General features: G+C 44.5%; 25 protein-coding genes, 1 riboswitch and 1 other annotated feature. Of the genes, 4 read left to right on the top strand and 21 right to left on the bottom strand.

The window, feature by feature from the left end:
* Nucleotides 1-304: 304 nt before the first annotated feature.
* The 3 genes from NAF01_RS01310 to NAF01_RS01300 form a co-directional block, all read right to left on the bottom strand.
* Nucleotides 305-1,000: an alpha/beta hydrolase gene (locus tag NAF01_RS01310; protein ID WP_163144737.1), complete on the bottom strand. Its 696-nt coding sequence runs from the start codon at nt 998-1,000 to the stop codon at nt 305-307.
* A 631-nt stretch (nt 1,001-1,631) separates the two neighbouring features.
* Nucleotides 1,632-3,005, bottom strand: a complete 1,374-nt coding sequence (locus NAF01_RS01305) for a UDP-N-acetylmuramoyl-tripeptide--D-alanyl-D-alanine ligase (protein ID WP_250801581.1) — start codon at nt 3,003-3,005, stop codon at nt 1,632-1,634.
* A gap of 117 nt (nt 3,006-3,122) precedes the next feature.
* Entirely contained in the window at nt 3,123-4,199 is a 1,077-nt protein-coding gene (locus NAF01_RS01300; protein WP_250801580.1) for a D-alanine--D-alanine ligase, read from the bottom strand.
* Nucleotides 4,200-4,616: 417 nt separating this feature from the next.
* Between NAF01_RS01300 and NAF01_RS01295 the strand changes: the two genes are divergently transcribed.
* On the top strand, nt 4,617-5,807 hold the full coding sequence (locus NAF01_RS01295) for a dicarboxylate/amino acid:cation symporter (protein ID WP_048008759.1): 1,191 nt from the start codon (nt 4,617-4,619) through the stop codon (nt 5,805-5,807).
* Nucleotides 5,808-5,905: 98 nt separating this feature from the next.
* Here the strand turns inward: NAF01_RS01295 and NAF01_RS01290 are convergent, their stop codons facing one another.
* The 3 genes from NAF01_RS01290 to NAF01_RS01280 form a co-directional block, all read right to left on the bottom strand.
* Nucleotides 5,906-6,325: a universal stress protein gene (locus NAF01_RS01290; protein ID WP_197212724.1), complete on the bottom strand. Its 420-nt coding sequence runs from the start codon at nt 6,323-6,325 to the stop codon at nt 5,906-5,908.
* 76 nt (nt 6,326-6,401) lie between these two features.
* Nucleotides 6,402-7,868, bottom strand: a complete 1,467-nt coding sequence (locus NAF01_RS01285) for a SulP family inorganic anion transporter (RefSeq protein WP_250801579.1) — start codon at nt 7,866-7,868, stop codon at nt 6,402-6,404.
* Between the two features lie 210 nt (nt 7,869-8,078).
* A complete protein-coding gene (locus NAF01_RS01280; RefSeq protein ID WP_250801578.1) occupies nt 8,079-8,462 on the bottom strand; it encodes a VOC family protein in 384 nt (127 codons plus the stop codon).
* A 112-nt stretch (nt 8,463-8,574) separates the two neighbouring features.
* Here NAF01_RS01280 and NAF01_RS01275 point away from each other — a divergent pair, with 112 nt between their 5' ends.
* Nucleotides 8,575-9,066, top strand: a complete 492-nt coding sequence (locus NAF01_RS01275) for an 8-oxo-dGTP diphosphatase (protein WP_222501749.1) — start codon at nt 8,575-8,577, stop codon at nt 9,064-9,066.
* A gap of 60 nt (nt 9,067-9,126) precedes the next feature.
* On the opposite strand, the gene NAF01_RS01270 is transcribed toward NAF01_RS01275, so the two are convergent.
* From NAF01_RS01270 to NAF01_RS01205, 14 genes are all read right to left on the bottom strand, one after another.
* Nucleotides 9,127-9,846, bottom strand: coding sequence for an ATP-binding protein (locus NAF01_RS01270; protein WP_250801577.1), 720 nt, complete (start codon nt 9,844-9,846; stop codon nt 9,127-9,129).
* Entirely contained in the window at nt 9,843-10,337 is a 495-nt protein-coding gene (locus NAF01_RS01265; protein ID WP_250801576.1) for an ECF transporter S component, read from the bottom strand. Before NAF01_RS01265 ends, NAF01_RS01270 begins: the two co-directional genes overlap by 4 nt.
* Nucleotides 10,337-10,921 carry a cob(I)yrinic acid a,c-diamide adenosyltransferase gene (locus NAF01_RS01260; RefSeq protein ID WP_250801575.1) on the bottom strand — a complete coding sequence of 195 codons (585 nt, stop codon included), beginning with the start codon at nt 10,919-10,921 and terminating at the stop codon, nt 10,337-10,339. Before NAF01_RS01260 ends, NAF01_RS01265 begins: the two co-directional genes overlap by 1 nt.
* A gap of 15 nt (nt 10,922-10,936) precedes the next feature.
* Complete coding sequence (locus NAF01_RS01255; protein WP_250801574.1) at nt 10,937-11,362, bottom strand: bifunctional adenosylcobinamide kinase/adenosylcobinamide-phosphate guanylyltransferase; 426 nt, start codon at nt 11,360-11,362, stop codon at nt 10,937-10,939.
* Nucleotides 11,314-11,931: a histidine phosphatase family protein gene (locus NAF01_RS01250; RefSeq protein ID WP_250801573.1), complete on the bottom strand. Its 618-nt coding sequence runs from the start codon at nt 11,929-11,931 to the stop codon at nt 11,314-11,316. Before NAF01_RS01250 ends, NAF01_RS01255 begins: the two co-directional genes overlap by 49 nt.
* Complete coding sequence (cobS, locus tag NAF01_RS01245; protein ID WP_250801572.1) at nt 11,889-12,680, bottom strand: adenosylcobinamide-GDP ribazoletransferase; 792 nt, start codon at nt 12,678-12,680, stop codon at nt 11,889-11,891. Before cobS ends, NAF01_RS01250 begins: the two co-directional genes overlap by 43 nt.
* Entirely contained in the window at nt 12,667-14,190 is a 1,524-nt protein-coding gene (locus NAF01_RS01240) for a cobyric acid synthase (protein ID WP_250801571.1), read from the bottom strand. Before NAF01_RS01240 ends, cobS begins: the two co-directional genes overlap by 14 nt.
* Nucleotides 14,187-14,762, bottom strand: coding sequence for a bifunctional adenosylcobinamide kinase/adenosylcobinamide-phosphate guanylyltransferase (locus tag NAF01_RS01235; protein ID WP_250801570.1), 576 nt, complete (start codon nt 14,760-14,762; stop codon nt 14,187-14,189). The genes NAF01_RS01240 and NAF01_RS01235 overlap by 4 nt, the downstream gene beginning before the upstream one ends.
* The gene (gene cobD / locus NAF01_RS01230) at nt 14,744-15,820 is read right to left on the bottom strand and encodes a threonine-phosphate decarboxylase CobD (RefSeq protein ID WP_250801569.1); all 1,077 of its coding nucleotides are present in this window, start codon (nt 15,818-15,820) and stop codon (nt 14,744-14,746) included. The genes NAF01_RS01235 and cobD overlap by 19 nt, the downstream gene beginning before the upstream one ends.
* Nucleotides 15,795-16,760, bottom strand: a complete 966-nt coding sequence (cbiB, locus tag NAF01_RS01225; RefSeq protein WP_250801568.1) for an adenosylcobinamide-phosphate synthase CbiB — start codon at nt 16,758-16,760, stop codon at nt 15,795-15,797. The genes cobD and cbiB overlap by 26 nt, the downstream gene beginning before the upstream one ends.
* Nucleotides 16,757-18,229, bottom strand: a complete 1,473-nt coding sequence (locus tag NAF01_RS01220) for an adenosylcobinamide amidohydrolase (RefSeq protein ID WP_250801567.1) — start codon at nt 18,227-18,229, stop codon at nt 16,757-16,759. Before NAF01_RS01220 ends, cbiB begins: the two co-directional genes overlap by 4 nt.
* A 48-nt stretch (nt 18,230-18,277) precedes the next feature.
* Complete coding sequence (locus NAF01_RS01215; protein ID WP_250801566.1) at nt 18,278-19,330, bottom strand: FecCD family ABC transporter permease; 1,053 nt, start codon at nt 19,328-19,330, stop codon at nt 18,278-18,280.
* Nucleotides 19,296-20,255, bottom strand: a complete 960-nt coding sequence (locus NAF01_RS01210; RefSeq protein ID WP_061792745.1) for an ABC transporter substrate-binding protein — start codon at nt 20,253-20,255, stop codon at nt 19,296-19,298. Before NAF01_RS01210 ends, NAF01_RS01215 begins: the two co-directional genes overlap by 35 nt.
* A 166-nt stretch (nt 20,256-20,421) precedes the next feature.
* Nucleotides 20,422-20,626: riboswitch (cobalamin riboswitch) on the bottom strand.
* A gap of 81 nt (nt 20,627-20,707) precedes the next feature.
* Nucleotides 20,708-21,484 carry a hypothetical protein gene (locus tag NAF01_RS01205; protein ID WP_250801565.1) on the bottom strand — a complete coding sequence of 259 codons (777 nt, stop codon included), beginning with the start codon at nt 21,482-21,484 and terminating at the stop codon, nt 20,708-20,710.
* Between the two features lie 276 nt (nt 21,485-21,760).
* Here NAF01_RS01205 and NAF01_RS01200 point away from each other — a divergent pair, with 276 nt between their 5' ends.
* Together NAF01_RS01200 and argS are read left to right on the top strand one after the other, a co-directional pair.
* Nucleotides 21,761-22,945, top strand: a complete 1,185-nt coding sequence (locus tag NAF01_RS01200; RefSeq protein WP_250801564.1) for an FtsW/RodA/SpoVE family cell cycle protein — start codon at nt 21,761-21,763, stop codon at nt 22,943-22,945.
* Nucleotides 22,946-22,975: 30 nt separating this feature from the next.
* Nucleotides 22,976-23,232 (top strand) — a binding site (T-box leader).
* A 51-nt stretch (nt 23,233-23,283) separates the two neighbouring features.
* A complete protein-coding gene (argS, locus tag NAF01_RS01195) occupies nt 23,284-24,969 on the top strand; it encodes an arginine--tRNA ligase (protein WP_250802407.1) in 1,686 nt (561 codons plus the stop codon).
* A gap of 12 nt (nt 24,970-24,981) precedes the next feature.
* Here the strand turns inward: argS and NAF01_RS01190 are convergent, their stop codons facing one another.
* Nucleotides 24,982-25,863, bottom strand: a complete 882-nt coding sequence (locus tag NAF01_RS01190; RefSeq protein ID WP_250801563.1) for a sulfite exporter TauE/SafE family protein — start codon at nt 25,861-25,863, stop codon at nt 24,982-24,984.
* Nucleotides 25,864-25,942: the final 79 nt, after the last annotated feature.

Raw genomic sequence — 25,942 nt, 5'->3', positions numbered from 1 at the left:
GGTTATGTTTCGTTAAGAAGAGTCCCACTCACTATGAAACCCGCTTGAGGAAAGGATGAGGTAAGTTCTATCCAAATTGTTCAAGGACAATCAGGTCTCTTAAGATAAGTGCATTTAAGCACCCATCTATTTATGGCCTTACTGAAGTATGCTTTTTCAGCAATACTTCTGTATTTAATGAAAAAAGACATTCTCCTGCTGGAGTATGTCCGGGTTCTCAAAAGAAGTTCCTGTTGGCACTTTGGTGTTTATATTACCATTTTCAAGTAAGCATTGCAAACGTGAAGGCTGGCTGAAAACCTTATCATTCTGGCTTTTTTTGCAGAAAGCCAAGGATCTCCTGAAAGAGGCGGTCCCCTTCCCCGCAATGGCAGATAAGATGCTTAGAGTCTTTTATAAATATTAACTTTTTGGCTGATGAACCAATATTATTATATAAATATCGGGCGCTTCTCGGAGGCACAACTCCATCACTTTCACCCTGCGCAATTAATGTCGGCACGGTGATCTGATTTAAAATGGGCCTGATAGAAGCCACAAGCCTGCGGAATTGTAGTGTTGCCGTAATCGGTGTCGCACTGATTTTCCGCTTATATCTGACGAACATTTCATTGTCAGCCAGGTTGCCCCTGAAAGCATCTCTTACCATCTCTTTAATATCAAAGAATAGCTGCTTCGGGTTCACGTAATAGGCAGCAGCACTGAGCAGAACCAATTTATCTACAGGGTAATGTACAGTTAAATAGCTGGCAATCAAGCCGCCCATTGAAAAACCGATGACATATACTTTCTCACAGCGGCTGATCAGCCTCTTCAGTTCTTCCTCTGCATGCTCAATCCACTTATTGTAGGCGATTCCTTTCAGCTTTAACTCATCACCATGACCCGGCAATGTCGGCACGGAAATCTCCCAGTCTGTATGCTCTTTTAAATACTCTGCCAAAGGTTCTACTTCAAATGGAGCTCCTGTAAAACCATGTATGCACATGCAGCCAATCATTCACGAGTCACCGCCATTTTTTAAAATTTAAGTTCATTTTATTTTACACTTTTTCCTTTTTGCCATACTAATCAAACCTGTTGGAAGATAAAATTTACAACGAAGGAACTATAAATAGTGAAACTACAATCAGTGGGGGGCTTTTTCCCACTGATTGTTAGTTGAAGCCCACAGGACAAGGAAGGCTTCGTCAGCATGAGCATCGCACGACCAAATGCGACAGCTTTTGGGAGGATGTGGCGTTTTTAGTCTTTGTTCTTCTTTTTGGGCCTTTACATTATAAAAGCGAGGCGACTTGCCCAGAGGTGCCAAGGGACGAGCAGATGACGGGAAGTACTTTCCAATCAGCTGATCGGCTTATGAACTCGAGCCCCTAGGAGCCGCAGCTAGATTGGGCAGTTTGACCCTCGCTTATCCTACTTTGATTCCTCTGAGTCTTGAAGTGGGGGTCCTGCTGCCCGTTAGACTGCGATAAGAATAGTAAAACCCCTGTTCCACGTGAAACAGGGGTTTATTTCCTATAATAACAGTTATATACAGTTATTTATTTTTCAAAATGTTCTTGCTGAAAATCTTTTTGCTGTATTAGTCCTGCACCCCTTCTATTAAAGCTAAAAGGCTGTCAAAGAAACTATTGAAGAGCTGATACAACTTCTTCAAGCTTCATGCCACGGGATGCCTTAACCAGCACAATGGTTTCCTGGTCGACATGTTTCTTCAGTTCTTGAATGAGATTCTGTTTGTCAGTAAAGGCTGCCACCCGTCCATTAGGCAGGACTTCCTTCGCCCCCTTGGCGATAAATTCGCCAAGCTTGCCGAAAGTAAACACATAATCAACCTTTTTTGCATCCACAGATTTTCCAGTGGAGTAATGGAAATCCTCCTCCTGCGGACCAAGCTCCAGCATATCGCCAAGAACGAGAACTTTCTTTTTATAGCCAGGCAGATTGGCGACCAGTTCAATGGCTGCATTCATAGATGTCGGACTGGCATTATAGGCATCATTAATAATTTTTTCACCCATTTTGCCCTCGAGCAGCTCCATTCTCATATTCGTCAGCTTTAAGCTTGCAAAGCCTTCGTTCATCTTTTCGTACGGAACGCCGAAATGGGATGCTGCAATCATCGCTGCCAGGGCATTCAGAACATTATGGGTGCCCAGTACAGGCAGATAAAATTTCTCGCTGGATCCATTGATCCCAAATGTGCTGCCCTTGTCATTCTGCTTGATATCCACCGGATACACATCGTTTTCCCCGGTTCTTCCAAAGGTTCTTAATGCAGCCGAACCATTGTAGGTTTTCAGCTTTTCATCAAGAAGAGGCTCATCACCGTAATAAATAACCAGGCCATTTTCCTGAAGGCCATTTATGATCTCCAGCTTCGCTTCTGCAATTCCTTCTCTGGAACCTAAATCCTGCAGATGGGATTCGCCTATATTGGTAATGATCACGGCGTCCGGACGGGCGATCTTCGTAAGAAAATCGATTTCTCCCCTTCCGCTCATTCCCATTTCCAGTACAGCGATTTCCGTATCTTCCTCAAGTGCCAGAATGGTTAGTGGAAGACCGATATGGTTGTTATAATTGCCTTCCGTTTTTTGAACCTTATAGTTTAGTGACAGAAGGTTTGCGGTCATATCCTTGGTCGTTGTTTTGCCGTTGCTTCCTGTGATTCCTGCGACCTTTACCTTTAATTCATTACGATAGCTTCTCGCCAATTCCTGAAGAGCCGTCAGTGTATCTTCAACAATCAGGATGGGAAGATGCAGTGGAGGATTGGGAACATCCTTTTGCCAAAAGGCTGCAGCTGCCCCCTTTTCAATGGCATCTTCTACAAATCGGTGGCCATCCGAATTTTCCCCTTTGAAAGGAACAAATAAATTGCCCTTCCCGATTTTTCTGGAGTCAATGCTGACGCCCTGTATGGATGTGTCATTAAAAGAAGATACGTCATTATCTACTTTAATCATCTGTGTAATTTCCTGAAGTGTTTTTTTAATCATATGGCGCCTCCTATTGGGCAAAATCAGAAAACTGCAGATAATCCTGATTTTGCCAATTATGTATGAACAAAAGGAACACGACAAAAATGCCGTGTTTCCTTCAACAGTTATGCCCTTTTACATGGTGTGTCTGATGCTTTGTTTCTCAGCATGGCGTTCGATGGCCAAATTGACAAGCTTCTCAATCAGCTGAGGATATTCTACTCCCGTATGCTTCCACAGAAGCGGGAACATGCTGAAAGGTGTAAAGCCCGGCATGGTGTTGACTTCATTAATGTATAGCTTACCCTCTCTTGTTAAGAAGAAATCAGCCCGGACAAGACCTGAACAGTCAAGGGCTTTAAATGCCTTAATGGCCATGTCGCTCAGTTCGCTGTACTCACTCTCGGAGATTTCAGCAGGAATGATTAATGCTGTGTCTCCATCCTCATATTTCGCTTTATAGTCATAGAATTCAACCTTCGGCACAATCTCACCGGCAACAGAGCATTCCGGATTATCATTGCCCAGCACGCCAGCTTCAATTTCTCTTGCAGTGACGCCTTCTTCAATAATGATTTTACGGTCAAATTGGAAAGCTTCTTTAAATGCTCCTTCAAGCTCTGAGCGGTTCATGCATTTGCTGATGCCCACACTGGAACCCAGGTTGGCCGGTTTTACGAAACACGGGTAGCCGAGTTCTTTTTCCACTTTTTCATACGCTGCCTCAGTTCCATTTTCCCACTCACTGCGGATAAACCAGACATACTTCACCTGCGGCAGGCCTGCCTGTGCAAATATATTTTTCATGATGACCTTATCCATACCCGCTGATGAAGCCAATACTCCATTCCCCACATATGGCAGGTTTAAGAGCTCAAGCAGCCCCTGAACTGTGCCGTCTTCTCCGTTCGGACCGTGAAGCAGCGGGAAGATGACATCAAATGGGCCTTTCTCCTGAGCATCCTGGAAAAGGGTCGGTGCCAATGCTGTTGGAGGAAGTGCTTCCCCCTGGGAGAATTCCAGCTCCTTTACATTGGAAACAGGACCTTGCAATTGAGGGCCCTTCACCCATCGGCCTTCTTCAGATATATAAATAGGATGAATTTCAAATTTCTCTAAATCCAATGCTTTAATGACAGCCATTGCAGTCTGCATAGAAACTTTATGCTCTGCAGATTTCCCGCCGTATAAAAGGCCAACCTTTGTTTTCATAAAAAGAACCTCCAATATTCAATCATGGACTAACCGGCTTCTAATGCCGCTTTATTTTTCTTAAGCTGATTTATAAGTTCATTCAAGCTACTCTATATTGTAACACTTTCACATTTAAGATAGGGAGTGATTACATAGTCAATTCTTCAGGAATTTTTTTCTGCACATACGCCCATATTTCTATATGTATGACAGAGCGCTTAAAAAGGAAACTTCAACAAAATAATTTCCTTTTCTGGGATTAATTATTTCAGGAAAACGTTTACCCGCCTTCCATAGAGCATTACCCTTAATCTACTAGTAATAATCAGAGTTTTTTTATTATTAAAACAAAAGTTTTAGCTATTAACTTTTACAGCAAAACAGGATATAATCCTCCTATCAAAAACAATTGTATTCTTTAGGAGGACAAAAAACATGAAGTTCGGTTTGCTTCCCAGAATTATTGCAGCTATTGCATTGGGTATTTTAATAGGTTCTTTTTCCCCCCAATGGCTTATTCAGCTATTTGCTACTTTTAATGGACTGTTCGGAAACTTTCTTGGTTTCGCAATTCCGCTAATTATTATCGGCTTCATCGCGCCGGGAATCGGCAGCATGGGGAAAGGCGCAGGGAAACTGCTTGGGATTACAACCGGTTTTGCTTATGCTTCTACAATTACTGCCGGTTTAATTGCCTATTTTTCTGCGACAGTGTTATATCCTATCCTATTAAAAAACCAAAGCTTCAAAGAGTTTGAGAATCCTGAGGATGCATTACTTTCACCCTTTTTCCAGGTGGACATGCCTCCGGTAATGGGTGTCATGACGGCACTGCTGATTTCATTCACTTTAGGCCTGGGATTGGCCGCAATTAAAGGAAACACTCTGCAAAATGCGATGAATGATTTCCGTGATATTATTGAAAAACTGATTGAAAAGGTCATTATTCCTTTACTTCCTGTCCATATTTTCGGGATCTTTGCCAATATGACGCAAGGCGGACAGGTTGGCGCCATTATTTCTGTATTTGCCAAAGTATTTGTCATGATTATTGCTCTTCATCTTTTATTTTTACTGCTTCAATATTCAGCGGCCGGCAGCCTGATGAAAGCCAATCCGCTTAGACTCATGAAAAATATGATGCCTGCTTACTTTACGGCGCTTGGAACCCAGTCATCCGCCTCCACGATTCCTGTTACGCTTAAACAGGTTAAAAAGCTTGGTGCACGTGAAAAAGTTGCGGATTTCTCTGTACCATTACTGGCAACCATCCATCTTTCCGGAAGCACAATCACCATTGTGAGCTGTGCCATCGCCGTGATGATGCTGCAGGGTCAAACGGCATCATTTGCAGAAATCCTGCCTTTCATTTTAATGCTTGGAATCACAATGATTGCAGCTCCCGGTGTCCCTGGAGGAGCTGTCATGGCCGCATTGGGTCTGCTTGAAAGCATGCTCGGATTCAATGAAACTATGCTTGCGCTAATGATTGCCCTCTACCTTGCCCAGGACAGCTTTGGAACTGCGTGCAATGTAACAGGGGACGGTGCTCTGACGTTGCTGTCTGATAAGGCAAGCGGCAAAGATAAGAAGCTTCAGCCTCAATCTGCTGTGAAAGCCGGCTGATTGAAAAAAAGATGTCCCTGCTGGGGCATCTTTTTTTGCAGTTAGGCGCTGTACCAGCTTTACGCGACCCAGATAGTGAAAAAGTGTACCTTTTCACTTTACTTAACAATCATAACAGGCGCTTTCACACGCTTAGCTATTTTATGGCTGACACTTCCGAGCACCATTTCCTGGAGAGTATTCAAACCCCGGCTGCCAACTACAGCAACATCAAAATCCATCTTGTTGGCAAACTCCACAATGGCTGGTCCAGGCTCTCCCTGCAGTATTTTTATTTCATATGAAATGCCCTTCTCTTTTAATAAGCTTTCTATTGGCTCTAAACGTTTTTTCCTCACCTGGTCCACTATACTCTTATCAAAATGGTGAAGGATATCTTCCTTTGAGGTCTGGCCATCAACGGCATACACTACAGTTATCTCAGAATCACGATTCTGTTCAGCCAGTTGAATGGCTTTAGCGGCTGCCCGAATGGAATGATCAGATCCATCTGCAGCCATCAATATTTTTTTAAACACAGAGCCTCACCCCTAAAATATTCTTATAAAGAAAATACCACAGTCAGAGCTGACTGTGGTATTTATTAAAATATTATTAATGGCCGGATAATTTCGCACCAGGTTTGCGGTGAACGGCCAAACGTTCAATCAAATTTGAGCTTGGCGCGTTTAACCCTGATAGGCGGACCAGCACACCATTGTCCCGAAGCTTTAATACAACCTTATCGATAGCAGCTACACCTGAGTCATCCCAGACATGCGCCTGTTTAAAATCAATTTCAACTTCTTTTAATTCTTCGTTAAAGTCGAATGCTGCTACAAGTTCATCTACAGAAGCAAAGAAAACCTGGCCTGTTACAGCGTATATTTTCTTATCTCCTTCAATTCGTGAAGTAACATGCACTTTCGAAATTTTAGCGACAAAGAAGATCGCACTTAGGATAATCCCCGCGAAAACTCCTTTTGATAAGTCATGAGTGAACACAGTTGTAACAGTCGTTGTCACCATAACAATCGAATCAGTGACAGGCGTCTTAGCAAGTCCTTTAATGGAAGACCAGTCAAAAGTGCCGATCGAAACCATGATCATAACTCCGACTAATGCAGCCATCGGTATTTGAACGACAATATTTCCTAATACTAAAATCAGAAACATAAGGAATGTGCCGGCTACCAAAGCAGATAGTCTGCCTCTTCCGCCTGATTTCACATTTATGACGGACTGTCCAATCATGGCACAGCCTGCCATTCCGCCGAATAAACCGGACACGATATTCGCAATTCCCTGTCCGCGGCTTTCCATATTCTTATCACTGGCCGTATCGGTCATGTCATCAACAATGGATGCAGTCAGCAAAGATTCAAGCAAGCCCACGATCGCAAGGGCAATAGAGTACGGGAAAATAATCTTCAGAGTCTCAAGGTTAAATGGAACATCCGGTATAAAGAATGCCGGAAGGGCTGATGTGATGGCCCCCATATCGCCAACAGTGCGCACATCACTCTTTGTCATGATGGCAATGATCGTAATAACAATAATAGCCACCAGAGGAGATGGCACTGCTTTCGTAAATCTCGGGAAAAGATAAATAATCGCCAGTGCACCGGCAACCATTGCATACATCACCCAAGTAGCATCTACGAATTGCTCCAGCTGAGCCATAAAAATTAAAATCGCCAATGCGTTAACAAACCCAATCATCACCGCCCGCGGAATGAACTTCATAAAACGGGCCAGCTTAAGCACACCGAATAAAATCTGCAGAACTCCCGTCAAAATAGTCGCAGCAAATAAATACTGCAGTCCGTGATCAGCTACTAAAGTAACCATCAATAACGCCATCGCACCGGTTGCAGCAGAAATCATCCCAGGCCTTCCGCCCACTATAGCAATGGTCACAGCTATACAGAATGAAGCATACAATCCAATCATCGGATCGACACCCGCAATAATGGAGAATGCAATTGCCTCAGGAATAAGCGCCAATGCCACTACGATCCCTGCAAGGATATCTCCCTTCACATTACCAAACCATTGTTCTTTTTTTGATAAAACTTTCAAATAAGCACCTCTTTATTAATAGATTTATAGTAATGACTTTGAACTCTCATCAAAGTCGAGCCGACAAAAACATATAGTATCATAACACATTTACTTATATTTACAAGCCCGCATGTAAGCGCAAATAACCCTTATAATCTCAGTTTTTCTTTTGAAATCTCACGATTACTATGTATCCAACAAAAAAATGACCCTGAAACAGAGTCATTTTTAACCGATAGGTGAACAAATTTCAATATAATGCCCATCCGGATCTTCCACATATGCCACTTTCTGTCCCCAGGGCTTTTCAACAGGCTCGAGCAGGATTGGCACACCTGAGGTCTTGAGCTTTTCAACAACGGCTTCCACTTCTTCCGTCACAAAACCAAGCTCGAATGTCTGCTCCTTCCTCACTCCATCCGGTATCGGCAGCCCGGTGACTTCCCGTCCGCCTTCTCTCGTATTGAAGGAAAGAATGGTGCTGCCTGTATCATACTCGATGTAAGTTCCAAATTCATTCCTCAGCTTCAGGCCCAGCAATTCACCATAAAAATGCTTCGTTCTCTCCAGGCTTTCCGCATATAAAATGACATAACCCATCTTCAAGTCCAATTATGTTCACCTCTTCAGAATTTCTATTCATGATATGATTTCAATATAGGAGGTATTTTCTCCTTTTAAAAGAATGTATAAACTTTGAATTATGATTAATAGAGGTGCAGCAATGAACTGGAAAGAAATCGAACATCAAATGTACACGATGTGCATGGTAGCAGATGAAGATCAGGTTCTTCTCATTAAAAGGCCAGACCACAAAGGCTTCCCTGGATATCTTGCTCCGGGCGGAAAGGTTGATTTTCCCGAGAGCATAACGGACGCTGCAAAACGCGAAGTGCTTGAGGAGACGGGTTTGCACGTCAGGAATATTATTTTTAAGGGTTGGGATGAGTACGTCAACCCGCAGACGAATGTCCGCTACATGGTATTTAATTATCTGGCGGACTCTTTTGAAGGCTGCCTGCTTGAAGATCCTCCTGAAGGAGAACTGCATTGGGTTCCAAGAAATGAGGCACTTGCACTTCCTATGCAGTCTTGGTTTAAACGAAAATTTCCGCTGTTTTTTGAAGAAGGGACTTTTGAGATCCATTCAGTTTGGGATGAAGAGCACGACACAGAAGGAGCAAGCAAGACAAGAATATTTACCAAGGAGAAATAATGGAGGGTTAAGTATAATGGCAGAGGATACAGCTCAGGCTCGTTTTTAAACGAGCCTTCTTCATGACTTTCTATTCAATATATGATAATAACGTCCTGCCAGCTTCATGATTTCACCCAACTTTGCTTCGGGACAAACGGCTATAAAGCAAGTGGATGGACCTGCTGATTTTACCAGATCCACTTCTGATTCAAGATCCTTAATCTCAAACCTCCTATTGGAGAATAACCCGTTCAGCTCGGTCAAAACGCCTTTTGAACCTACAGGAAGGGTCATAATATCTTCAATGGAGTTAATTGTTTTAAATAGGTTTAGGGGTGCTGCCTCCTGCTCCCTTTCAATCAGCTCCTGGCCAACCAAAGGAGAACCGATAACAGCTATCCTTGTATCCTCTGTATAGATTAGGGTATCAGCAGGAAGCTCTCCCTTCCTTTTGCCAAGTACAGATAATCCTACCGCAGATTGAAGCAGGTTAAAGTTGCTCTCTGTACTGCCGGTGATTTGCAGTTCCGTAAGTCCTAATTCATCAGAACCCTTTTTAATGCCCCCTATAAGCTGATCCCAGGCATCATCTCCGCAGAAATTCTGAATGGCAGCAGCAAATGGCTGAGCACCAGCAGACATACATTCCATGACAGCGACGCGGAAGGAATAATACGAAACGGTCTCATACGGAACCTGGACAGCATCCTGCTCTTTTTCGCCGATTCCTCCGCTGTTATCACTGGCTACAACAATCATTTCTTCAGAATTAAAAGGGAAGCTTAAGACATCCCTCACTGCTCAGCACCCGCTTTGGAAAGAGCTGGGCCCACAAGCTTCACAAGCCTTGGAATCGCTATATAAGCAATAACAGCATTAATAACGGAACCTATAAAAAGGGAAGGCACAATCGCCAGGTAAAAGGCCTGGCCCATTAAAAAGATAAATGGAAGCGGGGCTGCAAAGGCATTGCCGAGCACAAAAAGAATCCCTGCAAGAAAGCGCCTGCCTCTCTGGTACAATGAGCTGAAAACAAAGACTAGAAATGCCATTTCAATAGCAATCAGGAGATGAAGGGGCCCTAAAGGCAAGCCGCCCAATAATGCTGACAGCAGATGCCCGATGGCAGCAACGGCTGCTCCGCCATAGCCGCCAAGCAGCACGGCTGCGAGCAAGGCAGGAAACGCATCCAGTGCCACGCTTCCGATAACGGCAGGAACTTTTATCGCTGCACCGATTGCTGTCAGTGCAATCAGCATGGCGGCCATGCCCAATCGCATGCTTTTCATCACTTATCCTCCTTGCGCTTTCCTTCACGGAATACATTCGCACTGCGCACATATTCCACATCGTTCTGGTTCAGACGGAAATTAATCACCCTTGCCAGGGCAAAGAAGTAATCCGATAAGCGATTCAGGAATTTCAGTGCCACTGCAGAGGTGTCTGGATCCGCTTTTTTTAGTGAGACCACAAGACGCTCCGCTCTCCGGGTTACTGTCCTGGCAATATGAATGGATGCAGATGCAGGTGCTCCCCCAGGCAGAATAAACCTTTCCAGCTTGGGCGCTTCTTCGATCAATCTATCAATCTTAGTCTCCAAATAATCAACAGAATCCTTCGTCAATTTAAGCTCCCGCTTTTTCGTAACATTTGCAAGGTCGCCGCCACAGTCAAAAAGCTCATGCTGAATCTTCTCCAGATCCTCCAGGACATCCTGAAAAATGGCCGGATCCAGCTGTGTCATGGCCTGCCCGACAAAACAGTTGACTTCATCCACTGTTCCGTATGCTTCAACCCTTACATCATCCTTCTCCACTCTGCCCCCGATAATACTTGTTTTTCCCTCATCACCAGTTCGTGTATAAAGTTTCATCAGCAATTCCCCATTTCACTTTATTTTTTGATTGATGCCATACCAAATCAAATCGACTCTATCTGCAGCAGCAGCGGCATCCTGGAAGGCCCATCCTGAAGCATCCCGCCACTTTCGGTCAAGCGCCTCCATCGGAACAATCCCTTTTGAAATATCAGATCCGATTAAAACAACTTTCCGGTTAACCTCTGCTTTTTCCCATTGGAGCCACTTTTCCAGCATCTCCTGCCACTTTTCCCGAATCTCTTCAAACTCCAGTGCTTGTGACCACTCCCGAATCATTAGCTCAATTCCCTCAAAGACAATCAGGTTTCGATCCAGATCGCCAGCCGACTCACCATGATAAGCTGAAATCCATTTATGGGGAGTATCATCCAATTGATAAAATCCCTTCACCCATTCGGATTTACCGTTAAACCTGCCTCCTGTAATGAAGTGCATCGCACTCCCCTCCTAAACGCTTCCCGTGTCCATCTAAGCTCATAGCCTCTTCCAAACGGAACCTGCCATTCCCAGAATTCTTTTTCCTCCGGTGCATACTTTCCAAGAAGGTACCTTATGACTCCGCCATGTGTAATAACAGCAGCATCACTGTTATTTCCCTGAAGCAATTGATCGGTTAAATTCTGCCATCCTTTATCCACTCTTGCTGTGAAAGCTGCAAAGGATTCTCCTCCAGGAGCCGCTTGTGCAAATGGTTCTTCAAGCCACTTTAGATAATCCGGATTATCTTTCAGCTCTTGATATGTCTTGCCTTCCCACTCGCCAAAATGCATTTCTCTCCATTCGGGACAAGGTTCAATAGAATGATCCGGGAAAAGAATAGCCGCCGTCTTCATGCATCTGCCTAAATCACTTGCAAAAAGTCTTCTGTAGCCTTGAGGGGCCGGGGCAAGCTTATTCTTATGTTCCGGACACAGAGGAGAATCTGTCCACCCCAGATAAGCATGGGACTTATTGGCTTCTGTCAGCCCATGACGAAATAATGCAACAGCCACAGTATCATCCATAAAAGCACCTCCGTCCCTTCCACACTGGCCCCAAGGACATCCCCTGTCATTCCGCCAAACCAGGCAATGACTTTTCTTGATAATAATACGAAAAACAATATTGAAAAAAGAACCATGAAAAGAAATCCAACAATAGCCGGGTAACCAGCCAGCCAGGCAGCTGCCGTTGCGGCCAGAAGGAAAACAGGGTAAATAGACAGGGTGGTTTTAGCAGCAGCCTGCTGAAATAATGAGCCCAGCCCCTCTTTTTTGGCCCCCTTAACTTTTATCAGCAATGTCCCCATTACCATCTTGCTTAAAAATGGAATCATGGCTATTAAAAAATAGGAAGTTGGATTTGATAAAAGCACAATTTCATAGATAAATAGAAATCGGGCACCCAGCAGGACAATAACAGACAGCACCCCGAACGCTCCCACCCGGGGATCACTCATGATTTCAAGCCGCCTCTCCTGATCACGATAGGAGAAGAACGCATCGCTCGCATCCATCCACCCATCGAGATGAATCCCGCCGGTCAGCAAAATGCCGGCCAGCCAGACGGCAAAGGCCGCTGACAATAGAGAAAAAGGAGTCCATTCAAGAAAAGCATAGAGTATAAATGCATATATCCCACCCTGGATGAGGCCGGCTATAGGGAAGGTTCTGATTGCCTTCTCCAGATGAGGCTTATCCATAGGCAGGGATATCGGAATGGGAATGCTTGTGAAAAATTGAAGATTGATCAATAATCCTTTAAGCCATTTCATTTTGTTTTCTCCAGCTAAAGACAATTTCCTTTAATTTTTCCCAATCAAGATGCTGCATCATATTTTCCGCCAGTTCGCTGTATTTCCTATCCTTCAGGGCTTTTATTCGGACAGGCTCCTTACTTGGAATGCCTTTTTGTTTGCGCAGGGAATTAAGCCACGCACCCCTCCATTCATCATTATGGAAGATGTGGTGCATATAAGTCCCTACCAGACGGCCATCATTCCCATAAAATCCATCTTCTTCGCCATTTTGAAGCAGCAGAAGGCGATTGCCATCAAAATCATTTTCAAGAACTGTTTCACCTAAATGGATTTCATATCCATCCAAGATCTCTTTTACGGGAAGGTTCGTGCTTGAATGCAGACTTCCCTTCACTTGCACGGTCTTCTTGCGTTTATGAAAAATGGTGTCTGCCGGTATCAAATTCAAGCCTTTTTCCTTTTCATAAGGAATTCCGGTATCAGAACCTGCCATATCGATTAATCTCCTGCCGAGCATCTGGTATCCTCCACAAATGCCGGCGATAGAACCTCCAGCGGCAGCATAGCGCACAATCCAGTCCGCCAGACCTTTTTCCTTGAAATAGCGCAAGTCTCGAATCGTGCTCTTTGTGCCGGGAATGATCACCGCATCAGGTGAGCCAGCCTCCGATAGATGTGTTACCCACCTAATGTTCACGTCATCTTCATAGTAAAACGGATCGATGTCACTGAAGTTTGAAATAAATGGCGGCCGCAGCACTGCAATATCCAGAATACCCTCTCCAGCTCTTGGAACAGCAGTCTGAATGGATAGGGAATCCTCTGCATCGATCATATGGTCTTCCAAGTAAGGCAGAACGCCAAGGACAGGGACGCCCGTCTTTTCTTCGATCCAGCGGATGCCATCCTCAAACAGCGAGATATCTCCGCGGAATTTATTAATGATAATGCCCGCAACCCGCTGTCTTTCCTGTTTGGTGAAAAGCTCCAGAGTTCCAACAATACTGGCAAAAACACCGCCCCTGTCAATATCGGCAACCAGGATGACTGGCACATCCGCCATTTCGGCGACTTTCATATTCACTAGCTCTTTATCTTTTAAATTAATTTCAACAGGGCTGCCAGCTCCTTCTATTACAAGCAGCTCATATTGAGCAGCAAGCAGACTCAGTGCCTCTTTGATGGTTTCAAGCCCTTTTTCATAAAAAGATTCCCGATAGCTTCTTCCTGATAGGGAGTTGACTGCTTTTCCAAGGAGAATGACCTCGGCATTCTGAGCGGATTGAGGCTTAAGGAGGATGGGATTCATCCAGACAGCAGCTTCAGTTCTTGCCGCTTCAGCCTGAATGCCCTGTGCCCTGCCAATTTCATTCCCATCCTTTGTCACGTATGAATTATTGGACATATTCTGGGATTTAAAAGGAGCCGTGCGGAAACCTTCATTGGAGAATGCCCGGCAAAGAGCCGTAGCAATCAGGCTTTTACCGGCATCGGATGAAGTCCCCTGAATCATGATCCCTTTCATGCCGGTTCTCCTTTCATTTGTATGGGGATGCCTGCTTCAACAAGATAGGCTTCATCAGCCATATCTACTATATTCCTATGAAGCGTCCCAAGTATTTTTGAATAGGTAATCACCAGTTCATTTTTGTAAATTGGCTCATTCAAGACCTCGTTGCTGACAACGATCAAGGTCCTGCAATTTTTGCGTATTTCAGTGATGTCCATGAGAATATCAGATGACAGATTTTCCTGATATTCTCTATTCCGCCAAAGGTCTTCCGCTCTAAAAAGTTCATTATTCAAGAGAGTGGTCAAGCAATCGAATAGAATAATATCCTGATGGTTAAAGTTTCCCGAGATCTCTTCAAGTGCGAAAGGCTTCTCCCAGGTTGTCCAGTCCAAGCCGCTCTTATCCCGGTCATCCTGGTGCCTCTGAATCCGTGCTTCCATCTCGGGATCGTATGCTTTTCCTGCAGCAATATAATGAAGCTTTCCTTCCGTTCTCATTGCCAGCATGGCAGCAGTTCTCTCCGCAAAGGAGCTTTTTCCGCTCCGCACTCCACCGGAGATAAAAATCAGCGATCCTTCCGCCATTGCCGCATCGCCTCCATCAGCACATCGTTGTCTTTCGGCCCTTTAATCGCAAAGCGCAGCCATTTCCCTTCCAGGCCAGGGAAATTCATTGTATGTCTCGGAATAATTCCTTTCTCAAGCAAAAATCGAAAAAGAGGCAGCTGCACATCAATGCTTGGATCTCTTAACAAATAGAAATTAACTGAAGAAGGGGAAACCTCAAAATTCAATTGCTGATAAAACTGAACAAGCCTAGCCCTCTCCTGCCGGATCAAATTCTTTGTCAGCCTGACATGCTCTTTACTGTCCAGACACCATTCACCTGCTTTTAACGCAAGAACATTCACGCTCCAGTGCGGTTTCAGCGCCTTTGCTCTTTCAATTAACCCCTCACTTGCCATCATGTATCCAAGGCGCAGGCCTGGTATCGAAAACATCTTTGTCATGGAGCGCAGCACCACAACATTTGAATCCGTTCCTATGATAGGAACGATAGATTGATAGTCGCAGGCAAAGTCATAAAAAGCTTCATCCATAATAAGGAGGCAGCTATGGATATGACACTTCTTAATCAATTCCTCTACAATGGCAGATGGGTAATAAATACCTGTCGGGTTATTTGGGTTGCAGAAGAAAACAACATCAGCGGCTTTTAGTTTTTCAGATAGCGCTTCCAAATTAAGATCCCAGTCGCCGGGCACCAGCTGATGATAGGAGACAGTACAATGATTAACGCGGCAGGCCTCTTCATATTCCGAAAAAGCCGGCTGAATAATCAGCACACTTTTCCCGGCTATCATCCGGCCAATCAGTGTGATTAGCTCGGCGCCTCCATTTCCCACCAGAATCTGTGTTTCTTTTATTCCCTCTGTTGCCGCCAGTTTGCTTTTTAAAAGAGCAGCATGGGGATCCGGATAATCGCTAATATATTGGAATAGGCTTTCCCACCTGTCTTTTAATTCACGGGGAGGGCCAAGGGGATTGATATTGGCACTGAAATCAATCCGCTCCTCAGGCATTTGCTTATCCATCGCTTCATATAAATATTGCGGATTAGATCCGTGTGAAGGCCAAATCAAGGAACATCCCTCCTGTCCATAATAAAAGCAAGAATAAGAAAACCGTCTTGTTCATGATTGAAATACTTTTTATAATATGTTCTTTTTCAAGCTGCACCAGGGGCTTCCCCATCGTGGCACGGTTTGAGATTATTCCCTTATAAAAATTGATTCCTCCCAGCTGAACCCCCAGAAGGGCTGCAACAGCCGCTTCGCCCCAGCCGCTATTCGGGCTCGGATGCTTAGGTGCATCTCTTAAAAGGATTCCCCATGCTTCCTCATATGGAGAATGCTCCGGCTTTTGCGTGAGCATGATGCAAAGTGATGTCAGCCGGCTCGGGATCCAGTTCGCGATATCATCCACTTTGGCAGAAGCCCATCCAAAATCCATATATCGTTCATTCATGTGGCCAACCATCGAATCACATGTATTAATGGCCCGGTAGATAAGGGCCAGCGGTGCACCGCCGATCAGGGCCCAAAATAATGGAGCAGTAATGCCATCACTGGTGTTTTCAGCCACTGTCTCCACGGCAGCCCGGACAATGCCTGGTTCATCCAGCCGATCTGTATCCCTGCCGACAATGTAAGAAAGCTTTACTCTTGCTGCTTCCATATCACCTTTTGCCAGAGGCTCATATACCTCCAGCGCTGCCTCTTTTAAACTCTTTTGAGCAATGGCTGTGAATATAAGAATTCCTTCTGCCAAGATGCCAGCGATCGGATGAATTTCATAGAAGAGCCGGGTAATGAAAAAGGTGATGCCGCCTGCTGCCAGCAGTACGATCAATAGCATGAGGCTCCCTTTTAATTTTCTAAAGCGGCCTTTATTCAGAGCTTGTTCAAGTTTATGTATCAGGGCACCCATCCACCTGACCGGATGCGGCCAGTTTGGCGGATCCCCTATCAGCTTATCCAGTAACCAGGCAAAGGTTAGCGCGAACAGGTGATATAAAATCATCTTTTTATCCTGCTTTGCGATTTTTTTATCGCCTCAACGGTACATTCGTAGACACCCTTGCCAATCACTTTGCCAAGCGGTGTAATGGTACCCGCATACTCCAGGTTTTCTCCCTGCTGTGCGGCGGCAATCAAAATACTGTCAGTTGATGTTCCGGTCGCTAACGTCCCTGTGACGGCATCTATAACTTCCTGATCATATAGTGCTCTGGTCTTGGCCTCGGTTGCGGTCATAATGGATTGGATAAAGGCTTCCTCTGTCAGATGGCCATTAACGAAAATCCAAGTATTGATTGTACCTGGAGTCAGATGATAAGAATGCTCTTCACTTTTCGAAGCATCAACCGCATTGCCGACACCAGCTGTCACGACCACAAACACAGAGAATGTATCTTCTTCATAAAATTGGCTGCTGTAATCCTCAATATATACAGCGGTCATCATCCCCACAGTTTCCCCGGGTTCAAAGCCGATTTCCCGGACAAATTCCGCCATCTCTGCCCGATGATCACTGCAGTCATAATTCTTGCTCACATGCCGGTTAAGAAAAATCCGATTCCAGCCAGTCCCCGATCCGGTTACACCTGAAGACATGGTTTTAAGCGGAAATGGCGAGCGCAGGACCAGCAAGTCTTCCTTTACCTCCAGGCTGGCTGGAACAATTCGCTTCTCTAATTGGCTTTCTGCCTGTGAGCGCTCAGGCACCAGCACCATCTGAGGGGCCGCCACTCTTGGATGCGGCAGCTTCTCGATCTTCGTTCTGTAAACCTCCCGTATCCGCCCTTCTTTTAAAACTTCGTTAGGAACATGGTTAATATTCACTTCGCCATTTTCCAGCAGCAATAGGCGGTCACAGTACAGGCCGGCCAGATTTAAATCATGGAAGATAGAAATAACCGTCAGCCCGCAGTCCTTTGACCATACAGAAAGGAGATCAAGCAGCTCTTTTTGATAGGATAAATCAAGATGGTTCGTCGGCTCATCCAGCAATAATATTTCCGGCTCCTGGGCAAGGGCCTGAGCTAAAAACACCCTTTGTCTTTCACCACCGGATAATTGCTGAATATCATCATCCTGAAATCGGGAGATGCCCGTCTGCTCCATGACCCGATTGACCGCTTCTTCATCTTTGCCGGACCAGCTCTGGAACCAGCCCTTTTGATGAGCATACCGGCCAAGGGAAACGGTTTCCTTTACAGTATATGAAAAGGCCTGAGAGGAATGCTGAGGCAGAACAGCAATGATTTTCGCCAGCTCTTTCGGTGTATATTCTGAAAGGTTCTTACCTTTGATCACTATATCACCTGATGTATGGGGCAAAATGCCGCTCAACATCTTCAGAATAGTCGTCTTCCCGCTTCCATTCGGCCCCAGTATCCCGAAAAGCTCCCCTTTTTCCACTTCAAAGCTGATATTTTTTACAACCGGCGCACCGGCATACCCGCCAGTGACTTGCTGGACTCTTAGCATGATTAATCACTTCTTTCTGACCAGAAAAGTGCAAGCGCCTTTATGCGCTTAAAGTTTATTCTTTCTTTTCATTAAAATAACCCCAAAAGCAGGTGCACCGATTAAAGCTGTAATCACACCGATTGGAAGCTCGGCAGGGGCAATGATCGTCCGTGAAACCAGATCGGCAATAATAAGAAAACCTGAACCCATAAGAATCGATAGCGGCAATAGGTGCCTATGATCCGGCCCCCATAACATCCTGGTCAGATGTGGGATCACAAGCCCGACAAATCCTATCGTTCCAGACACAGCTACAGCTGCACCCGTTAAGATGGAGCCAGCTACCAGGACCATCATTTTTCTCTTCTGAACGTCCACCCCGATATGCTGGGCCTTTTCTTCTCCGAAGCTCATAGCATTCAGCTCTTTACTGTTCACTAACAGAAGGATGGCACCTATTATAAAAAATGGAAGGATAATGTTAATATACGCCCAGCCTCTCATGGATACACTGCCAAGAAGCCAGCCAATAATCTGTCTAAGTTCCTCTCCAGTCAGGGCAATCATCAGAGAAATTAGAGCGCCAAGAAAAGAACTGAAGATAATGCCCGTTAAAATAATCGTTTCCACTTTCATGGATCTTTCAATATTTCTCGCAAATAGCAGAACGGCAAAAATGGTTAAAAAGGAAAATAAGATGCTGAATAAAGGCAGTGTAAACATTCCTGCAAAGGGAATGGATAAGCCAAAGAACAAGGTTAAAACTGCACCGAGTGAAGCCCCGGAAGAAACTCCAATGGTATATGGATCTGCCAGCGGGTTTCTTAATAAACCTTGAAAGGCGGCTCCCGCGATTGCAAGAGACGCCCCTACCAAGCCAGCCAGCAAAACGCGCGGCAGGCGTATGTTCATAATGATATTTGCATGCATAGCATCCGTGTTTCCCAATGAAATAAAAGGAAAAATCTCAGCGCTTATTACTCTGATGATCGTCATGGGATGAATGGACACTGTTCCAATTGAAATCCCCATCAGCATGGCACAAAACAGAAAAGCTGCTGCTGTTACATAAGCAAGTAATTTATTATTTAAATACGTCCGGATATACTGCTTTTGCAAGTTCCTCGACTCCTTCAATAATACGAGGGCCAGAGCGGGTTACCATATCGGAATCAACATCGTTAACCTGCTTATTTTTCACTGCGGTAATATCCTGCCAGCCATCCCGGCTTAAGACATTGCCGACAGCATCTTCAGTGTAATAGCCATGTGTTGTGATGATTACATCCGGATTCCGTTCGATAATCGCTTCCGGATCCATCTTCGGCCATCCTTCTTCCGTGATGATATTTTCTGCGCTGATGGCACTTAGCATTTCGTCCATAAATGTCTCAGTGCCTGCTGCATAGATTTCCGGAGCAGGTGAAACTTCAACCATTACCGATTTGCGGTCCTCTTCTTTTATCCCCTTAGCTTTTGTTTTGATTTCCTCAAGCTGGCTCTTCATGTCTGAAACGAGCTGTTCTGCTTTTTCTTTCGCTCCCGCTGCAGTCCCAACCATTTCAATGGATTCAAATACCTGATCAAAGCTCTTCGCGTCATTGACAACAAGTACGGTCACTCCCGCATCCTTTAATTGCTGAAGACCTGCTTCCGAACTTTGTGCGCTTGAAGCGTGGGCAAGGACAAGGTCGGGATTTAAAGAGATCACTTTTTCTACATTAAATTCCAAGCCGCCAATCTTTTCCTTTTCTGCGGCTTCTTGCGGGTAGTTATCAAAATCGGAAACCCCGACCACTTCTTCTCCAAGCCCCAATTCGAATGCTATTTCGGTGTTGCTTGGAATCACGGAAACGATTCTTTCAGGCTTGGTTTCAATGACCACTTCATTATCCAGCGCGTCTTTTATCGTTACAGGAAAAGCAGCATTCTGCCCTTCCTCAACCTTTTTCTCTTCTTTTGGCTGTTCAGCACTCTCGCCGCAGCCTGCAAGCACTCCTGCAGCAAGCAGCATAGTTAATAAAAATGCATAAAACTTCTTCATACTCAGCAATCCTCCATTATTTTCGACAAAATTCGAGTGGTGCCTGTCACCACCGTTTAAAATAAAAAAACATCCCCTCGAACGGCAAGGAGATGTTGGTATGGTCATTTACAAAAAATGCAGAATAGATGGCCGGACCAGACACCTCCCTATCCTCGTAGGTTTATGGGTGCTTAAGAATCAGGCAGGTCTCCTGGCTCATGGTCAATGCGTTCTGCTCCTTCCCATACTTGTGTGTACAGTGGATTTGCAGACAGCTACCATTTACAGTGGCGGGACCGCGCTGGAATTTCACCAGCTTCCCTATTAAGTCTTCAAAAGAGCTTGCTTTAAAGCCCTTTTGAAAAGACACCTGTTCTATTGCGGATATAAAATTTTCTATTTCCGATTATACACCATCCCGCAGAAAAAGTAATAGAAAATTGCTGAATGTTGTAAAAAAGTTCAGAATTCTAACGCGAGTATATTTTCCATTCCCTTGTCTTCTTATCGAACACAATCTTCGCCTCACATGGCTCTTTCACTATGGCTTCATACTCATCATACATATCATCCATATTCGCAAAATCGCCAATAATCCAAATTGGAATCTCGATCCTGACCCGATTCTGTTCAATATCCTTAATGGAAAGGACCGCTCCTTCTTTCATAAGGGGCTTTAATGAAAGCAGGACATCTCTGGTGATTGGAGGGTACGTCTTTTTCTTTTTAATGCCAAGGAGCGTTTTTTCTACCTTCATCTGTCCCATTTTCCCGGGGATCACTTCCCCAAGCATCCGGTAAAAATCGTTCAGATCGCGGTAATATGTGCGGTTAAACCAGCCATCATCATGGGCAAGGTATACATACCGGTTGCTCAGATAATTGTAAAAAGGCAGCTTAAGATGCTCTTTAATATGACCGAGATAAAGAAGCTCCGCAATTGTCTGGCCGGGAAGCTCATTCACTGCTTCCTCTTCCTCGAAGTCGATCCAGCAAAAATCGCCATAGCCATATACATCATCCTTAACCAGCCTGCCCAGCTTGTCCCTTGACACATAATCGAACATCGTGTGGCTATTAAAGTCCCCATGTTCATAACGGTGCTTTAAGAGCAGCAAATTATTAATAGAATCTGAAAGAGTCTGGGCAAACTCTGCAAACTCAATTCCATAAGTCATCACATATTGATCCTGCTCATTAAGATGGATGTAGATGAGATCACGAATAGTTTGATTCCTTCTTTTCAATGACGAAACCTCCGAACCGTAGCCAAATTGATAAAAAGACAGCTTCTTATGAAACTGCCTGCCAAACTTCCAGTATTTTATCCTCTTATTGTAGCAAAAATATCTGAAAATATCTTTCCAGATGAGAAAAAATTTAAAATCCGTTTTTTTTGAAAATACAGGAAACCATCATTGTAATTTATTCGTCTAACTAATGAAATCTCTTTCTCCATTGTAAGGTTAATTTTTCTCTGATAGGATAAAAATGTAAAAAGGTAAAGAAACCAGGTGTATATAATGAAACAGAATAATAGATTCTCAGACCGATTCGATTGGACATTATGCTTTCTTCTGCTGCTGTTTTTTCTCATCAGCTGCATTGCGATTTACAGCGGACAATCCTCCAATCAATATGAAGGGAATTTTGTCATCTCACAAATTAAAAATTATATTGTTGGAGCCGTCATTGTTGGGATTGTCATGTATTTTGACAGCGAGCAAATCCGGAGACTCACATGGCTTCTGTACGGTTTAGGCATTCTATTGCTTGTCGGGCTATTCATTGCACCGGAAAGCATCGCACCAGAGCGCAAAGGGGCTACATTGTGGTATATCATTCCCGGACTCGGTTCGGTGCAGCCTTCAGAATTCGTAAAGGTGTTCCTTATTATCGCCCTCAGCAAAATCATCGCTGACCACCATCTGAAATATCAGGCTAAGACAGCCGGCACGGACTTTTTTCTCCTAATCAAACTAGGGGCTGCCACATTGCCTCCATTAGGATTGATTATTATCGAAGACCTGGGTACCGCTCTTGTCATCATCGCGATATTAGCAGGAGTCATCCTGGTATCCGGAATCACCTGGAAAATCCTTGTACCGATTTATGGAACCCTCGGTGCTTTAGCAGGAACAGTTCTATACCTGGTGATCATAGCACCGGAGATTTTAGAGAAATACCTTGGGATCGATCCCTATCAGTTCAGCAGAATTTATTCCTGGCTTGATCCGGTCAATCATAAGCAGGGGGCCGGTATGCAGCTGTATAATTCCATGCTCGCTATCGGCTCGGGATTAATTTCAGGTAAAGGCTTTACCGACAGGCAGGTATATGTGCCAGATGCCCACACTGATTTTATCTTTAGCGTCATTGGCGAGGAATATGGCTTCTTCGGAGCCAGTGTAGTAATCAGCCTTTTCTTTCTGCTTATCTATCACTTAACGAAGACCGGCCTTGAGACGACTGATCCTTTTAATACCTATATTTGCGTCGGGGTCATCAGCATGATCACCTTCCATGTATTCCAAAATATTGGAATGACGATTCAGGTCCTGCCAATCACCGGCATTCCGCTTCCGTTTATCAGCTATGGCGGAAGCTCACTTATGGGAAACATGATGGCAATGGGACTGATATTCAGCATTCGCTACCATCACAAAAACTATATGTTTTCAACCGACTCAAATTATGTTGCAAAATAATTCCAACCGCGTATAATAACAGTAATATATTTAGTGTCTATGATGAAGAGAGTAGCAAAGGGCTCTTTCCTAAAAGCGAGACAGGGCCGGTGCAAGCCTGTCGGAAACCCTATTTGTGAATCGCACTTCGGAGATGCATAGCTGAAAGAAAAGTAGGCTGTGCCGGGTTGGGAATCCCGTTACCAAACCCCTAAAGGAATGTGTTCAAATAAAATGAAACGTCCTTTCGCAAGAGGTCCTTTGGACAATCAGAGTGGTACCGCGGGCAGATTCAGCTCGTCTCTATATTTATATAGAGGCGGGCTTTTTTATTTTTCAGGAGGTGTGTGTTTAAAATGATCGATTTCAAAGCAATATTCACAGCTCAGCTGGCATCTGTGCTGAATGGGCAGCTTTCTGAGGAAGCCATTTCAGACTTAATTGAGACACCAAAGAATCCGGCACATGGTGATCTTGCTTTTCCATGTTTTACACTGGCAAAAGCATTCAGAAAATCACCTGCCTCTATTGCTGAAGAGGCTGCTTTCCTGATAAAAGGACCGTACATTGAAAAAGCGAAAGCTGCCGGGCCCTATATTAATATCTTTTTTTCCAAAGGAGCTGCTGGTGCTGACATACTGGAAGTAATTTTGAAAAAAGGAAAAGAATATGGGCTGCTGAAGGATGGTGCAGGAAAAACAGCCGTGCTTGATTTCTCTTCGCCCAATATCGCAAAGCCTTTTTCCATGGGTCATCTGCGATCAACCGTCATTGGAAATGCCCTTGGAAACCTCGCCGAAAAATGCGGTTATACAGCGGTCAGAATCAACCACTTAGGCGATTGGGGCACTCAATTCGGCAAACTGATCACCGCTTATAAAAAGTGGGGCAATCCGGATAAAGTGAAGGAACATCCGATCAGGGAGCTGCTCAGCCTTTATATACGGTTCCATGTAGAAGCAGAGGCAGATCCATCCCTTGAAGATGAGGCACGTTCCTGGTTCAAAGAGCTTGAAAACGGAAATAAAGAAGCACAAGCCCTCTGGAATTGGTTTAGAGATGAATCATTGAAGGAATTTCAGCAGGTTTATGATAGGCTTGGCATCCATTTCAACTCATACAATGGGGAAGCTTTTTATAACGATAAAATGAAACCCGTCATAAAGGAGCTGATGGCAAAAGATCTGCTGGCTGAGTCTGATGGTGCAGAGGTCGTTCAGCTGCCCGACGAAGACCTGCCTCCATGTCTGATCAAAAAATCCGACGGAGCAACTCTTTATGCAACACGGGATCTGGCTGCAGCTTTTTATAGAAGGGAAAACTATCAATTTGATCACTCCTTATATATTGTCGGCCAGGAACAAAGCATCCATTTCAGGCAGGTCAAAAGCGTGATCAAAAAGATGGGGTATGAGTGGGCAGACAGTATGAAACATGTCCCGTTCGGCCTCTACTTAAAAGATGGAAAAAAGATGTCTACCAGAAAAGGCAGAGTCATCCTTCTGGAGGAGGTTCTGGATGAAGCAGTTCTTCTCGCAAAGAACAGCATTGAGGCTAAAAATCCCGGCCTCGAAAATAAAGATGAAGTCGCTGAAGCAGTCGGCATCGGAGCCATTTTGTTCCATGACCTGAAAAATGACCGCATGAACAATATTGAATTTTCCCTTGAAGATATGCTGACATTTGAAGGAGAAACAGGTCCCTATCTGCAATATACCAATGCCCGAGCCTATTCCCTGCTCCGCAAGGCAGACGATTTACCATCTGCTGCAAATGGGCTATCCGAGCCTTACAGCTGGGAAATTATTAAGCTGCTCTATCAATATCCTGAGAAACTCAGACAATCTTATAGGCAGCTTTCCCCTTCCGTTCTCGCTAAATTTCTGATTGATGTGGCCCAGAACTTCAATAAATATTACGGGCAGGTAAGAATACTGGAGAAGGATGCCGGCATCCAGGCAAGACTTGCCCTCGTCAAAGCAGTCACCATTGTTCTTACAGATGGAATGCAGACACTCGGCATGAAGGTGCCCCGCCAAATGTAAAAGGAGAAGCCATTATGGCCTCTCCCTTTTTGCCTTTATTCGGGCTTTTGCTTTCTGCATTTTCACAAGACTTCTTACTAGAAATCCGCCTACAAAAATGGCCATCAGCACTAAACCGGCATAATTCAAATGTATTAATTTCAGAATCACACTAGCGACTGTCGCCATATATAAGGCTCCGAGCATATAGGTGATCTCTTCGTTCTCAAAATAGGAGGTAAGTTTTGCACCAAACTGTGAGCCAATGAGCCCTCCTCCTACGAGTGAAAGGCCAATCCAATAATCAATGCTGACAGTGGAAACGTAGGACAGGAAACCTGCGGATACGATTAACATGACAGCAAACAAGCTGGTTCCTACCGCATTTTTCGGCATCAATCCTAAATAGGCGACCGATAAAGGCACCATAATAAAACCGCCGCCCACCCCTAATGTCGTAGAAACAAATCCTGCAAAAAAACCAATCAGCACCATCTTTAAAATGGAAGGCGAATGTTCAGAAGAGTGAACAGCATTGGCTGACTTTTCCCTTCTTTTCAGCATGCTCAAAGCAAAATATGACAGCAATATGATATAAAAAACAGGCACGGCCCATGTGTCCCAGCCTTTATTCTCAAGAAACAGAACAAATGGGTGGGCGGCCTGAGTAGCTGCCATTCCGCTTAATCCGAGTATCAGCCCCTGCTTAAGCTTTATATTCTTCAGCCTGATATGAGCGAAGATGCCTGAAAGAGCCGTTCCAATCGAAAACAGCAAACTCGTGGTGATCGCTTCTACTGGAGAAAAACCAAAAAGCATAAGCGTTGGAGTAAGAATGAATCCTCCGCCTACCCCAAAAAAACCCGAGAGCACACTGATAAGCGCTCCGAGAATAATAAAAAAAACATATTCCATTTATATTCCTCACTAACTGTCTCTGCTATTAATCCGTACTATATCACTTTACCATAATTGGCAACGGTTATACTGACGT

Source organism: Cytobacillus firmus (assembly GCF_023657595.1).
Classification (GTDB): Bacteria; Bacillota; Bacilli; order Bacillales; family Cytobacillaceae; genus Cytobacillus; species Cytobacillus firmus_B.
The sequence above is the reverse complement of the archived record's forward strand: the minus strand, read 5'-3'. Positions and strand labels throughout refer to the sequence as shown.